Origin of the sequence: Phocaeicola sp. GP0067 (assembly GCF_031119655.1) — a bacterium.
GTDB classification, from domain to species: domain Bacteria; phylum Bacteroidota; class Bacteroidia; order Bacteroidales; family Bacteroidaceae; genus Phocaeicola; species Phocaeicola vulgatus.
The window spans coordinates 160292-174170 of sequence record NZ_JAVHZY010000006.1 but is presented as its reverse complement, the minus strand read 5'-3'; the positions used below and the strand labels follow the sequence as shown (position 1 = coordinate 174170).

Here is a 13879-nt window from a genome sequence, read left to right as displayed (position 1 = left end):
TATGCTCTCTCCTTTTTTATTCTGTTAATATTTTTACTTGCTGGCCATCTACCAGATAAGACGCTCCGGCAGACACAACCTGTTCGCCCGGTTCAATATTTCCGGATACTATCAGGTCGTTACGTCCTACAATAATTCCCTCATCACTGACTTTACGCAGTTCTACTTTCTGTGTAGACGGATTATATATAAATACGATCTTGCTATTCAAGTTATTATCAAACACTACAGCGGACAAAGGCACTGTAATTCCTTCTTTTACCACATCATTCTCAATATTGACAATAACACGGCAAGAAAAGCCCACCGATACCTTATATTTTTTCAAATCAAATTCCGGATCATCAATGTAAAGGAATACAGGAACTCCTGCCCCATCGGGAGAAGCCTCTACATACTCCTTTACTTTTGCCTGAAATAATTTTCCTTTATAGGCATCAAATTCTACGTAAATAGTAGAAGGAGAAGTTACATAAGAAATATTCGTTTCGGGGATAGTGAACTCCACTTGCAATTTAGCTGGATTAATCAAACACACCACTCCTTGTCCTGGCTGTACACGCTGATAGTTTTCAACATATTTTTTTTGGATAAAGCCATCAAATGGAGCGCGTAGCTTGGTGTCATTCAATGTGTTTTGCGCATTTTCAAATGCCGATTTGGCATTGGTATACGAAGCTTGGGTCGTTTCGAACTCTTGCATGGAAATAGCATTCTTGGCCAACAGTTTCTCTGCGCGTTGCATCTGTGATGACGCCTTTTGGAATGAAGCCCTCTTAGCGTCATAATCCAGTTTGTAATCTGTCGGATCAATTTCGGCCACTACCTGTCCTTTCTTCACCCGTTGTCCTTCGAGTACATTCATTGCTACCAGCGGACCGGACATTTTAAATGCCAAGTCACTGAACTGATCAGGCGACACAACACCTGAATACGATTTTTCGATCCTGCTTAACGAGGTCACTTCCACCAATTTCACGGGACGAGGACCGCGTTCTTGTGCAGGTTGCTGTCCGCAAGAACAGAACACTGCCGCAATCATTGCCATAATAGACAAATTTTTACCTTTCATACTGTTTATCTTCACTATTAGTTTCGCTGCAAAGTTCTTATAATTATTAAAAGCGTACAAGTGCTAACAGTAAGATATATTAGTCTATTTTTAAGCATTTTCTTTGTTATCTGCTCTAACTGCCCTATATTTGTGGTGCATAATCAAAACCTTCTTTATTTTTATGAAGTATATAGATGACATTAACTTATTTAAATCGAATAAGGATTTCGTTGCAGAAATTGACATGACAGGATCATTAGGCCGTATTTACCACTACCCGCAACGAATGGAAGGATGCTTGTTCCTTCTGTGCCTGCGAGGTGAATGTGACATAACGATCCATCTGTCTGAACACAAGATACAAAAGAACGACATTGTCACTATTCTGCCAGAAACCTTTGTACATGTTCACCGGCAAAGTCCCGACTGTCGTCTGTACTTGATAGGATTCAACAAAGAGTTGCTGAACGGAATAAATCTCTTCAATTCCACCATGAACTATCTTTCAGCCCTGATTGACACGCCCATTATCCCTCTGCGTCCCGAAATAACCGAGTTGTTTCAAGACTATTTCCTGTTGCTGATAAAAATGAAACGTATGGGAGCCAAGCCCAATAAAGACTTAATCAGCACCATGCTGCTCACTATATTGCACGGTGTAGGCAGCATTCATCAGAACACCAATGTAACCACACGTACTTTCAACCGTGGAGAAGAAATTGTGAAACGCCTGGTCCAATATATCATCAAACATTATACGAAAGAACGGAGTGTAGCTTTTTATGCCGACCTGCTTCATATATCCCCTCAGCACCTCAGTACTACAGTCAATAAGATTACGGGAAAAACTGTTACAGATATCATCGCCAAACTAGTGATAACAGATGCGGAAGCCAAACTAAAATCCACAGACCTTACCATTCAGGAAATAGCCTATTCACTTAATTTCCCAGACATCTCGTTCTTTGGAAAATACTTTAAAAGATATACAGGAATGTCACCGAAACAGTATAGGGAGAGCACATAACAATGCTCATTCCCCATATAATACGGTTTCGGTAATCCATGCAAAAACATTGGCTATCAATTTGGAAGCATCATTATTGATGGTTCCTGCTGTGTTATTAATGTGATTCTCACTAGTCGCCCCTGTACCGGATAAATTACTGCTCATATCTGTATCCCCCCAATATACAATTCTCCTGGAATAATCTATACCCAACACTATTCCCCCACCAGGCCCCATCAAAATAGGAGTTATGCCCTCAGAAGCACTAGTATTCACCTGTATCTCACCATGATATATATCATAATTCCGTAATGCAAAATTCGAAGTGACAGGAGCATTTTTGGTAAAAGGTCCGTCAGTAGTAAAATAATGATTACCAATAGTAGAAGCAGCCAAAGGATAAGGTCCTCCGTTTGATGTAAAATATTTGATGCCACTCTTCCCCGCAAGAATTTCCGCTAACAAATTCTGACTTACATCGGAAGCATCATAAGAGGCGATCAAGACACGATTCTTCTTTGTTTTCAGCCAGTTATGAAGTTTATGAGCATCTTGACTACCAAACTGCGAGGTTGGCACATAATTTATATATACTACATCAAACAGAGAAAAAAGAGCATCTGTCAAATTATTAGCATTAGCCCCTACTCCCACCAAATTATAACCGCCACACTCCACTACCCCATCGGGTCCAAAATTAGTTTGATTAGTCAAAATACCACGAAGTCCGGTAGCACGAGCTTCAGCACTACTAGAACCTAAAATATTAGTACCCAAATACCCCAGACCGGAAGTAAATGACATCAAATTGATCGTTTTATAAGCTGCTATATCATACTTCTGCTGTATGCTGACATAAATAGTCCACCGCTGAGCTGTAATCACAAAATGCTGTATACGGTTGCTACCATCTGCCAAATTATTTTGCAAAGCTGTTATCACCAACCGACTTCCATTATCCTCCTTCGTTACTGTAAAATAATCATTAGACAAAGACTGGGCTCCGGTTCCTTGAAGCACACCTGCATCATCTGCCCACTGCAACGTATAATCCAAAAGGTCTGTACTGACACTAATAATTCCCTCAGAGCCGGTTTTATGCTTCAAAACAACTTCACGTGTTGATATTCCGAAATGATGTTCTCCGTCAAAATACATATCCATAGTATCATCATCCCATGCTTGTACCTCCGCCACTATATTAGATGAACGGTTATGGGCTGCATCATCCGGCGTACTCCATCCCGGAGCCGATACCTTCTTTATATTAAATATATATTTATGGTTGCGTAAAACTTGCCCAAAAGCATTATGGTTATTATCCGGATCAAAATCCATTCGATAATAACTTGGCGTATTGCTATCAGCATAGTATCCCTCTACCACTATACAAGTAGCTTTATCTACCTGGTCTTCAGGTTCAGGCGACCAAGTTTCGGATAAATAAAGCCGGGCGGAAAAATTATTCCAATTCTCTGAAGAAACAGGAAATATCGAACTGTCCACATTCCTGTCACTACCTTCGGGTACACTTGGAAAAGTTACTTTGCTCACTCCCGTTTCATCCGGAATAACTTGCAGATAATTATTGGCCCGATAAGCTTTTACCCCTGTCATTCTAAAATTAGCCACTTCCGTAGCTGTCACATCCACTCTAGCTATGGAACGTAACATTTTCAATCCTAAAATAGTACCTGTTCCCGTCGGCTTCAAACCTTCCGGCAATTCATATTCTCCAGACATGGGAAAAACAGATGTCAGATAATCAAATTTTCGATTCATTTTCTTCTTTATCATTTCTTCACTATCACCAACGACAGGCTCATCAGCCACTACCACATCGGTGGCATTTGCCAAAATCAATAACTTCATAGGGATATCACCGGATTTCAGTAACGCCGTAAAAGTTATGGTAGAAGCAGTGTTGTTGATAGACAACCCCGGCACACGATATTTATATTTACCCTCCTCAAATACCAATATTTGAATCTCATTTATCAAAGTTTCATGATCAATCGTACGAACTATCCCCCTTGTACGGGTATAGGTGACCGCCGGTACAGTTACAGCCAACTCTATCAAAACATTTTCTGTACCTTCATTTTTATCGGGCTTTACGGGTAATTCTGCATTATCTGTACAAGATATACATAAAAAGATGATAACCAATATAGCCATTAATTTACTCATAATTGTTCAAGTTTGTTTTATTTTGAAACAAAAGACAGAGGTTCTTGGTTCTAATCATATTCATTAAAACAATAAGAATATGAAAACAAGTAAAATGTTTATAACCATAGTCACTGCTTTGGCAATGGCTTCGTGCAACAATGACAAAGAGTTCGCCAATCAGCCAGAGCTGGAAATGCAAGTTCCAGAAGCATACGCATCTTTCTCCATCAGTATCCCCCATACTTCGGGAACACGCTCTGTAACCACCCGTTCCACTGAACCAGGAACAGATGCAGAAAATATCGTAAAATCCCTTCATATATTTATTTACGATAAGGAAGCACCTTTCACTTCTACGGTAGCAGAATTCAGCGTTGCCGCAAACACACTCCAACAAGCCCCCGGAAATACTTCCCAATGGATTACCACTCGGCCCGTCAATACCAAAAAAGCGGATAAATATATCTTTGCGGCAGTAAACCTGAATACAGAAATTGTAGATTATATTACCTCTAATGGCTTGGGAGCATTCAATTATAAAGAGTTTACGCAAGAGGTCGGCAAACTGGCAGATCAAACAAACGGGTTCATTATGTTTAATGCAAATTATCCCAATATCACTCCAGCCACAAATTTATATGAAGATAAAGCCGAAGCAGAAAAACATCATATTTCAATACCAGTCAGCCGTGTCACTGCAAAGAGTGCTGTATTCACTTCACCTACTTTTAAAGTAAAAGGAGGAGGATCCATGACAGATTTGAAATTCGGTTGGCGAAACTTAAATAAGAAATTCTATTTTATTCAAGATAGCAGAGATGGAATTGTCAAAGACTATAACTGGAACAGCTATACAGAGCAAGATTTTTCAAGAGGCACAGATGCTATAAGCGTTTACGGAAATGATACTCCTCCCTCTGTCTTCTCTTATGCTCCGGAAAATACGTTTCAATATGTATCGGGAACATCAAATGTAAATGAAAGCACTTTTATCAGTATCAGCGGAGTCTTCACTCCTGCCAAAATCGTAACTAGCAAAAATGACTCCCCTACCGGTGAAAGTGATTTTACAATAGAGAATAATACAAGTGGCCCCGGAACAACTTTTTATGTAGTACATACCGCTGATGGGACAGCCAATTACTTTATAGATGGTGCTATTGCAGAAAAATATGCCGAACTTTGTGCAAACAATACTACAGGTATGCCTGCACTCACCGGTAATTATGTGTTGGCAGACAATACCTACACCAATGGCATATGTTATTTTCATGTACAGGTCAACGGTAACGCAACAGCGCCCCAAGCACCTTATAATATATATCGAAATCAATATTTCAAAATTACTGTCAATTCCATACAAGCCCCGGGAAAGCCATCCGATAATTTTGATAATAATCAACCTATCCAGCCTAACACATGGATCAGTGCAGATATAGAAGTCATTCCATGGGAAGTAATAGAGGAAGACCATGATCTATAAATGGGTAATAATTATTCATTAACAAAATGAAAATCAGATTGAAACTGGCATCTCTTGTTCTGTTGTTATTTGTTCTAACCAATTGCATTAAAGAGAATGAATGTTGCTGTTCTCAGGACTATACAGTCCTGGGACTCAAATTCCGCTACGAAACAAACAAAAGCATACATCAGCAAACAGAGTTCCCTCCAAACGCCATGCTGGCTGTTTTTATTTTTGATGACAAAGGAACATTCGTTTCCCAAATAAATGACTCATTAAATCAAGTTAATGACGACTACACCATGAAACTGCCTTTCAAACAAGGCAGCTATCAATTCGTAGCCTGGACAGGTTATGATGAAACCTGTTACCAATTGTCCGCATGCATTCCACAACAGACTGACATACACGATTTCTTTTTATCTCTGAAACGTGAAAAAGACAATCAAACTATCAACCAGCCTAGTCTGCTCTATCATGGAATACATGACATTGTGAAAATCAGAGAAGGAAAAGAAAACATTGTATGGATTGACTTAAAACAAATCACCAACCATATCCAAGTTATCGTCCATAATTTGAATGATAAAAAGAAACATATCATCTATATTGAAGACAACAATGGGAAATATGACTCTTTCTTGCAGTATGCCGATGATGAAAAAATTACTTATCTTCCCACCTACTCAAATCCATCAAACACCACATCTTCTCTCATAGCCGATTTCACGGTAATGAAGCTGGATAAAAACAGAGAGCCACGACTGAAGATTTCAGATGATACAGGAGTCATCCGTTATGATGAAAATCTTATAGGCAAACTGCTGCAAAAAAACCCTTACATTGATTTCGACTACAATCATGACTTTACCATTGAAATATCATTCAACGATTATATTCCTGTGAGTATAAAAATTAATGGCTGGGAAATTATCAATGAATCGGTATAACAAACATAAAAAGAAGGTGCAGTTCACATTACGACGCACCTTCTTTTATTATTCATCTATAAAGCCTTCGGCTTATAAATAGCGTTCCACCAAGTCGCATCATCCTGCAACCATTTGGCAAACCAGGCAAAAATCGTGTTCTGCCACTGAATCCTCTTGCCATAATCCACTATATGATGATCTTGTCCCGTTACAGCCACAAAAGCCGTTTCGCGCCCCAGTAACTTAAGTGCTGTAAACATCTGAATGCTCTCTCCCACCGGTACATTCACATCCGCATCACCGTGCAAGAACAGCAAAGGCGTATGTATCTTGTCCGCATTGAACAACGGGCTTTGTTTTACAAAAAGATCAGGATTGCTCCACGGATAACTATTCGCCATGGAAACTTCACTGTACGAATATCCCCAATATCCTTCCCCCCAATAACTGGTATGATCACTGATACCGGCATGAGAGATGGCCGCTGCAAAAATATCGGTCTGTGTTTGCAGGTATTGTGTCATGAAGCCGCCATAGGATGCACCTATACAGCCTATTTTCTTGTCATTGACAAAAGCATGTTCTTTACAAAACTGCTTTGTACCTTCTATGATATCCTGTGCCACTCCTGCCCCAGCTGTATTGACGTGGCGGGCAGAAAATTCCTGTCCGAAACCGGTAGCACCGCTAGGTTCTATCACATACACCACATAGCCCAATGCCGCGTATGCATGATGCGGATAACGGCTTTCGAAATTACGGCTGACCGGACTGCACCCACCATAATAATTCACAATCATAGGATATTTCCGGTTGGCGTCAAAATGAGGCGGCAGGTAATAACGACCATAAATGGTATCACCACGAGAATTGGTAAAACTCCAGGCCTTGCATTCGCCCAGCTCCACATCTTTCAATATGTCTTTACTTAAGTCTTCCAACAAAGATGATTTCATCTTTTTGGTATTCATGGTGTATAAACGGTCGGAATTTGAGGCGCTCTGTCCATAATAGGCCATAACCGGAGCATTTTGCGCCAATGAGAATGAGTTGACCAAATCTTCTGAAACCTCCAGTTGCTGAATTTTCCCATCAGCGGGATTCATCCGGTACAAACTGTAACAGTCACGGTTCTCGGCCGTGAAATATATTTGCCCGTCGGCCTTATTCCACACGGCACGCTGTACGCTGGGATTAAAATCTTTCGTCAGCGGAGTGACTCTCTTATCAGCTATATTCAGCAAATAAAACTGACCGTCCGTCATACTCGGAGTCTGCCCCTCCTTTACATTTTTCCCTATTCCACCCAGCGATTCAGGCGAGCCGGATACCAATACCTGCGTTCCGTCAGGTGAAAAACGGGCTCCACTGATAAAACCATCTTTATCTATCAGCAGTTCCGCCTGTAAAGTCTGCATATCCAACCGATATAGTGAGAATAAAGTAGTAGGACGCTTGGTCAGACGGCTCTGACTGGTCATCATCAAAAGATACCGGCCGTCATTGGAAATATCGGCAGCCCAGACATTGTGATAACCGAAAGTCAGTGGCTGCAACAAACCGGTCTTCAAATCATATTTAGCCAGATAAGAACGGTTACGCCACCCCGGCTGGCGATCATCCGGTTCCAGGACCTCATAAATTTCTTTACGTTCTTTCGGACCTTCCTGGGTCATGGTGAAAAGCAGGTAGTCTTCCGTAGGTGCGAACTGGAAATACCCGTCAGGTAATTTATTCACCAGCACAGTTTCCATTCCGGTAAGCGGATCCACAACTATTAGCTGCCTGCCATCCACCCCCGTACGGGTATAATAATAGCGGTTAGAACGAGGCATCCATTGCATATTTTCAGTACGCTCCGCCAAAACCTTACCGCTGGCAAGTTCAGTAATGCGCGTACTACCGGCTGACCGACCACCTACATAAGTCGTACGATAATTGGCAATCAAATATCTGCCATCAGGGGAAAGCCCTACTCCGGCAAAACGAGTTCCTTGCAACACATCCGCCAAAGTATATAGCTTTTTGTTATCTTGCTTAAGTGAAATGCTTCCCTCTTGATCCGTATCCACACTCACTTTCAAGGAATCTGTTTTCCCTGCTTCAGAAAGATATTTAATAACTACAGAATGGGTGGCCGGCTCCAAAGCGAGTTCAGTTCCTTCCTGCTTCTTTCCATCTACATAAAGCTGGTATCTTTTCAGCCCGTCAATCTTCAGCTTGGCTGTGGCATAACGAGTATTCTCCAACACAAAACCCATCATGTGCAAGGCATATCCCGAGTCACTTCCCGGCAAAACCCCGCCTGTAAATAAAGTTCCCTGTTGCAATACGTCCACAGAAAGATGAGTGTCCAACAGACGTCCGGATACAAAAGTCTTTGAATTCACATCCACGCTGTCCACCTGAAAAGGGGCCTGTACAACGTAGGGGCCGGCATAACGGAAAGTAGTAATGTCAATCGTTTCAGCACCTGCCATCACAGCCCAGGCAAGTGCACAAGACAATAAGATTTGTTTCTTCATATTTCTAACAATTTGTGTTACACAAAGATACGAAATATAAAAGAAACAAAAACCTTTTCCTACGATTTTCAATGCTTCCTACAACATATTATTTCACCTCTCCCGGCAGATAGCGTAACTGCAAATACTGTTCCCCCGGTTTCAGATATCCCCCTTCGAATATTTCTTTCCTGATCCGGTAAACTTCCACTCTTTTCAATAAGTAATTTTCTACCTTCATCGGCTGCTTTTTACACCAGGAAAGCACTTTCAGACTTCCATCGGCATGAACATCCGCATAAACCTTTACCGTTCTTATCGGAGTCCCGTCCGTTATCTTACGTCCTCTTTTATAATCCACCCACAAAATAGCTTTCGCTTTTTCCCCCTCACATGTTCCGGCATACTCATCCGTTTCGGACGCGGTGGAAGGTGAAGAAGTTCCCTTACAACCTACAACCACACATAAAATCAAAAGATATAAAATATAGCTTCCTCGTGTTTTCATATCAATCGGATTAGTCTTTTATCTCTTCTATAGGAGTAATATCCTCTATTTCAGGCATCCCCGGTTCTTTCTTCTGACGGAAGCGGATGATGTTTATCAAATCGGACAGTCCGTATACAATGCTGCTTACTCCCAGAATGATGAATGGAACAGCAGCAGCCGTAAATGGATTAAATAATACCACAATACCTGCAATCAGCACCAACACAGGTATCACAAAGAAACCTCCCGGTACCACCGTCCAACTACGCGCAGCAGATAAATTCACAATCTGACTGATTCCAGCCAGTACCAAAACAGCACCTAGCACATACATCAGGATACCGACAAAAAATGCCGGCATAATCATCAGCCATAATCCGAACAAAAGGCTGCCAAGCCCGGCAATAGGAAAACGACTGCCATCCTGCTTGCCACGAATCAAATACCCGGATAAAGAAAAGAGTCCCGGTACTAGAAACAACACACCGATTGTAATAACCAGATAAAGAATGGCAGCCTCAGGCCATGCCACCAGCAACACACCGATGACCAACGCACAGATACATCTGATTATAGAATAATTCATTGTTTTCATATTCAATCATGTCTAATTGGTTAATGAAGCGAATATACTGATTATTTCTGAGAAGACAGATGCAAAATGGATATTAATTTTCAGACAGAAGAACAAAAGAACAAAAAAAGAAAGCCAAAACAAATTTTCCTGCCATAAGCTTAGAACTAATTCTATTGTTCTATAGACTTTAGCAAACAGAATGTTATACCGACTATTCCAATCTATTCTTTCGTACCCATGCCTGAAGATCATCCTTTTGTCTTATGACAAATCACTCTATCTGTTCTGTTTCAGGCAGACTTTGTTCATTCTCGTCCTCATCGATCAAAATAGCCCAAAAGAGCCACCATAACAGCAATCCTGCCAACAACACGGCACCTATTCTTATCCAAAGTTTACGTTTCATACACTTCATTTTAATGATTTATTAACTGATGTATTAAAACCATTCCGCCACCCGAAATGTTCATTTATAAAACCAATTTAAAGTAATAAGATTATGAATAATGGAAAATTCTTTGCCGGACTGGCACTAGGAGCGCTGGTCGGCAGTGCATTAAGTTGTTTTGCGCACAGCAACAGAGGTCGCAAATTGAGAAGAGACGTGTATGATGCCATTCAGGACTTACAAGAAGATGCAAAAGACCTGGCTCATCATGCAAAACATAAAGCAGAAGAAGTAAGCAGTGAAGTAGCCGGAAAAGTAGGTGAGAAAGTGGAAGAAGTGAAAGGGAAAATACACGAAGCTGCAAATAAATAAAAAAAAAGTAAGTTTTTCTTTGGAGTTTAAAACAAAACGCTTACATTTGCCCCAAAATAAAAACAGATTTTATGAATAGAATCATGGTAAATACATATTGGTGGCGTTTCTTACAACTAAACAAGTCGTAAGGGAACCAGACCATGTATATATACCTGACATTCTAAAAGGATATTCAAACTGAAGGCCTGTCGTACTTACGACAGGCCTTTTTTCGTTAGTGCAATTAACATTAAAATATAGAACGACAATGAAAACTTATCAGGTAAACAAAGAAGGTTATTATGGCGAATTTGGAGGGGCGTATATTCCCGAAATCCTTCACCGCTGTGTGGAAGAATTGCAGAATGCCTATTCCAAAGTATTGGAAAGTGAAGGATTCAAACAAGAATTCCACCAGTTACTACGCGACTATGTAGGACGCCCTTCACCTCTTTACCTGGCAAACCGGCTAAGCAAGAAATATGGCTGTAAGATCTACCTGAAACGTGAAGATTTAAACCACACCGGAGCACATAAAATCAATAATGCCATCGGACAGGTGTTACTGGCAAAACGTATGGGGAAAAAACGTATCATTGCAGAAACCGGAGCTGGACAGCATGGGGTGGCCACCGCTACGGTATGCGCTTTGATGAACATGCAATGCATTGTTTACATGGGCAAGACCGATGTAGAACGCCAGCATATCAATGTAGAAAAGATGAAAATGCTGGGAGCCGAAGTCCGCCCGGTCACTTCCGGCAACATGACACTGAAAGATGCGACAAACGAAGCCATCCGCGACTGGTGTTGCCACCCTGCCGATACTTACTATGTCATCGGCTCTACCGTAGGCCCTCATCCCTACCCTGATATGGTGGCACGTCTGCAATCCGTTATCAGCGAAGAAATCAAAAAGCAGCTGAAAGAACAGGAAGGAAGGGAATATCCCGATTACTTGATGGCTTGTGTAGGAGGAGGAAGCAATGCGGCAGGAACCATTTATCACTATATAGATGATGAACGTGTGCAGATTGTCCTGGCCGAGGCAGGAGGCAAAGGTATAGACACCGGTTTCTCGGCCGCTACCATCCAACTGGGGAAAATGGGAATTATCCACGGAGCAAAGACCTTGGTTATCCAAAACGAGGACGGACAAATAGAGGAACCTTACTCCATTTCTGCCGGTCTGGATTATCCGGGCATAGGACCCATGCATGCCAATCTGGCCAAACAGCAACGCGCTTTGGTACTCGCCATAAACGATGATGAAGCCATCCGTGCCGCATTTGAACTGACCCGGCTGGAAGGTATCATTCCTGCATTGGAATCGGCTCATGCATTGGGAGCATTGGACAAAATGAGATTCAAGCCAACGGATATAGTGGTTCTCACCGTATCAGGACGCGGAGATAAGGATATTGAAACCTACTTGAAAGAATCCGGCACAAGAACCTCCTTGCAATAACACATAGAAACCCATGAGAGCAAAAACCCTATACGGACAACTATAAACAGAAAAGAAACAATGAAAACTTTTACCTATACCACCCGATGCAAAACCATACTGGGTGACCTGCATACACCGGTCAGTACCTATCTGAAAGTGCGCGACATTTTCCCACAGAGTGCACTGATGGAAAGTTCCGACTATCATGGAAGTGAGAACAACCGTTCTTTCATCGGGCTGAATCCTGTAGCCAGCATCGGAATCAATCATGGCACAGCCACTGCCACCTACCCTGACGGCAGCATAGAAGAACATCCCATCAGCGAACATTTCCGGGCAGACCATGCGATCTCCGATTTTCTGAATCGTTTCAAGGTAAGCGGAGAATACAACAACTACTGCGGACTGTATGGCTATACCACTTTCAATGCCGTACGCTATTTCGAACATATCAATGTAAAAGACAGCCGTGATCCTAAGAACGATGCTCCGGATATGTTGTATATCTTATATAAATACCTGATTGTCTTCAATGACTTCCGCAACGAAATGTTATTACTGGAAATGTTGCAGGACGGTGAGGACAGCCATCTGGATTATGTGGAAAAAGCGATCCACAACCGTAACTATACTACTTACGACTTCCGTGCCGTGGGCGAAACCACCAGTACCCTGACCGATGAAGAACATAAGGCGAACATCCGCAAAGGCATTGCCCACTGTATGCGCGGCGATGTTTTCCAAATCGTCCTTTCACGCCGTTTTATCCAACGTTACGAAGGAGATGACTTCAAACTTTACCGTGCTTTACGCAGCATCAACCCGTCCCCCTACTTATTTTACTTCGATTTCGGAGGCTTCCGTATTTTTGGTTCCTCTCCCGAAACCCATTGTAAAATAGAAAACGGGCGTGCCACCATCGACCCTATCGCCGGAACCACCCGCCGCAACGGAGACAAGAAAATAGATGCTGAACTCACCGCCAACCTATTGGCTGATCCCAAAGAAAATGCGGAACATGTAATGCTGGTAGATCTGGCACGCAATGACTTGAGCCGCAACTGTCACGATGTACAAGTAGAATTTTACAAAGAAGCTCAATATTACAGCCACGTCATTCATCTGGTAAGCCGGGTCAGCGGCGAACTGAACCCCAAAGCCAATCCCATCAAAGCATTTATTGATACTTTCCCGGCCGGAACCCTGAGTGGCGCTCCGAAGGTAAAAGCCATGCAGCTGATCAGCGAATACGAACCTCACAGCCGTGGAGCCTATGGAGGTTGCATCGGATTTATCGGGCTGAACGGCACATTGAACCAAGCTATCACCATTCGTACATTCGTCAGCCGCAACAACGAACTATGGTTTCAAGCCGGTGGCGGCATCGTAGCTAAGAGCAATGAAGAGTACGAATTACAAGAAGTAAACAACAAACTGGGAGCACTTAAAAAAGCAATCATCCTGGCAGAACAAATGTAAAAACG

General features: G+C 42.0%; 12 protein-coding genes. 6 read left to right on the top strand and 6 right to left on the bottom strand.

Annotated elements, in window-relative coordinates; all coding sequences use genetic code 11:
- Window positions 1-16 precede the first annotated feature (16 nt).
- Complete coding sequence (locus RE317_RS07130) at window positions 17-1072, bottom strand: efflux RND transporter periplasmic adaptor subunit (RefSeq protein WP_032939787.1); 1056 nt, start codon at window positions 1070-1072, stop codon at window positions 17-19.
- A gap of 163 nt (window positions 1073-1235) precedes the next feature.
- Between RE317_RS07130 and RE317_RS07125 the strand changes: the two genes are divergently transcribed.
- Entirely contained in the window at window positions 1236-2081 is an 846-nt protein-coding gene (locus RE317_RS07125; RefSeq protein WP_005851365.1) for an AraC family transcriptional regulator, read from the top strand.
- A 6-nt stretch (window positions 2082-2087) separates the two neighbouring features.
- Here the strand turns inward: RE317_RS07125 and RE317_RS07120 are convergent, their stop codons facing one another.
- Entirely contained in the window at window positions 2088-4253 is a 2166-nt protein-coding gene (locus tag RE317_RS07120; protein WP_005851364.1) for a hypothetical protein, read from the bottom strand.
- 79 nt (window positions 4254-4332) lie between these two features.
- Between RE317_RS07120 and RE317_RS07115 the strand changes: the two genes are divergently transcribed.
- Both RE317_RS07115 and RE317_RS07110 read left to right on the top strand, forming a co-directional pair.
- Window positions 4333-5718 carry an Mfa1 family fimbria major subunit gene (locus tag RE317_RS07115; RefSeq protein WP_118430167.1) on the top strand — a complete coding sequence of 462 codons (1386 nt, stop codon included), beginning with the start codon at window positions 4333-4335 and terminating at the stop codon, window positions 5716-5718.
- Window positions 5719-5744: 26 nt separating this feature from the next.
- The gene (locus RE317_RS07110; protein WP_008671456.1) at window positions 5745-6650 is read left to right on the top strand and encodes a FimB/Mfa2 family fimbrial subunit; all 906 of its coding nucleotides are present in this window, start codon (window positions 5745-5747) and stop codon (window positions 6648-6650) included.
- 56 nt (window positions 6651-6706) lie between these two features.
- Here the strand turns inward: RE317_RS07110 and RE317_RS07105 are convergent, their stop codons facing one another.
- The 4 genes from RE317_RS07105 to RE317_RS07090 all read right to left on the bottom strand — a co-directional run bounded on the left by RE317_RS07105 (window position 6707) and on the right by RE317_RS07090 (window position 10609).
- Complete coding sequence (locus RE317_RS07105; RefSeq protein WP_303266212.1) at window positions 6707-9157, bottom strand: prolyl oligopeptidase family serine peptidase; 2451 nt, start codon at window positions 9155-9157, stop codon at window positions 6707-6709.
- Between the two features lie 88 nt (window positions 9158-9245).
- Window positions 9246-9644 carry a DUF4891 domain-containing protein gene (locus RE317_RS07100; RefSeq protein ID WP_005851356.1) on the bottom strand — a complete coding sequence of 133 codons (399 nt, stop codon included), beginning with the start codon at window positions 9642-9644 and terminating at the stop codon, window positions 9246-9248.
- Between the two features lie 10 nt (window positions 9645-9654).
- Complete coding sequence (locus RE317_RS07095; protein WP_005839797.1) at window positions 9655-10221, bottom strand: HdeD family acid-resistance protein; 567 nt, start codon at window positions 10219-10221, stop codon at window positions 9655-9657.
- 253 nt (window positions 10222-10474) lie between these two features.
- Window positions 10475-10609: a hypothetical protein gene (locus RE317_RS07090; protein ID WP_255323745.1), complete on the bottom strand. Its 135-nt coding sequence runs from the start codon at window positions 10607-10609 to the stop codon at window positions 10475-10477.
- Between the two features lie 93 nt (window positions 10610-10702).
- Here RE317_RS07090 and RE317_RS07085 point away from each other — a divergent pair, with 93 nt between their 5' ends.
- From RE317_RS07085 to RE317_RS07075, 3 genes are all read left to right on the top strand, one after another.
- A complete protein-coding gene (locus RE317_RS07085) occupies window positions 10703-10963 on the top strand; it encodes a YtxH domain-containing protein (protein WP_005839794.1) in 261 nt (86 codons plus the stop codon).
- 250 nt (window positions 10964-11213) lie between these two features.
- Complete coding sequence (trpB, locus tag RE317_RS07080) at window positions 11214-12413, top strand: tryptophan synthase subunit beta (protein WP_005839791.1); 1200 nt, start codon at window positions 11214-11216, stop codon at window positions 12411-12413.
- Between the two features lie 60 nt (window positions 12414-12473).
- Complete coding sequence (locus RE317_RS07075; RefSeq protein WP_005839788.1) at window positions 12474-13874, top strand: anthranilate synthase component I family protein; 1401 nt, start codon at window positions 12474-12476, stop codon at window positions 13872-13874.
- Window positions 13875-13879: the final 5 nt, after the last annotated feature.

Excerpts from the sequence above, each read along its gene's own strand:
- RE317_RS07130 (WP_032939787.1), bottom strand. The coding sequence starts at position 1,072 with ATGAAAGGTAAAAATTTGTCTATTATGGCAATGATTGCGGCAGTGTTC.
- RE317_RS07125 (WP_005851365.1), top strand. The coding sequence starts at position 1,236 with ATGAAGTATATAGATGACATTAACTTATTTAAATCGAATAAGGATTTC.
- RE317_RS07120 (WP_005851364.1), bottom strand. The coding sequence starts at position 4,253 with ATGAGTAAATTAATGGCTATATTGGTTATCATCTTTTTATGTATATCT.
- RE317_RS07115 (WP_118430167.1), top strand. The coding sequence starts at position 4,333 with ATGAAAACAAGTAAAATGTTTATAACCATAGTCACTGCTTTGGCAATG.
- RE317_RS07110 (WP_008671456.1), top strand. The coding sequence starts at position 5,745 with ATGAAAATCAGATTGAAACTGGCATCTCTTGTTCTGTTGTTATTTGTT.
- RE317_RS07105 (WP_303266212.1), bottom strand. The coding sequence starts at position 9,157 with ATGAAGAAACAAATCTTATTGTCTTGTGCACTTGCCTGGGCTGTGATG.
- RE317_RS07100 (WP_005851356.1), bottom strand. The coding sequence starts at position 9,644 with ATGAAAACACGAGGAAGCTATATTTTATATCTTTTGATTTTATGTGTG.
- RE317_RS07095 (WP_005839797.1), bottom strand. The coding sequence starts at position 10,221 with ATGAAAACAATGAATTATTCTATAATCAGATGTATCTGTGCGTTGGTC.
- RE317_RS07090 (WP_255323745.1), bottom strand. The coding sequence starts at position 10,609 with ATGAAACGTAAACTTTGGATAAGAATAGGTGCCGTGTTGTTGGCAGGA.
- RE317_RS07085 (WP_005839794.1), top strand. The coding sequence starts at position 10,703 with ATGAATAATGGAAAATTCTTTGCCGGACTGGCACTAGGAGCGCTGGTC.
- trpB (WP_005839791.1), top strand. The coding sequence starts at position 11,214 with ATGAAAACTTATCAGGTAAACAAAGAAGGTTATTATGGCGAATTTGGA.
- RE317_RS07075 (WP_005839788.1), top strand. The coding sequence starts at position 12,474 with ATGAAAACTTTTACCTATACCACCCGATGCAAAACCATACTGGGTGAC.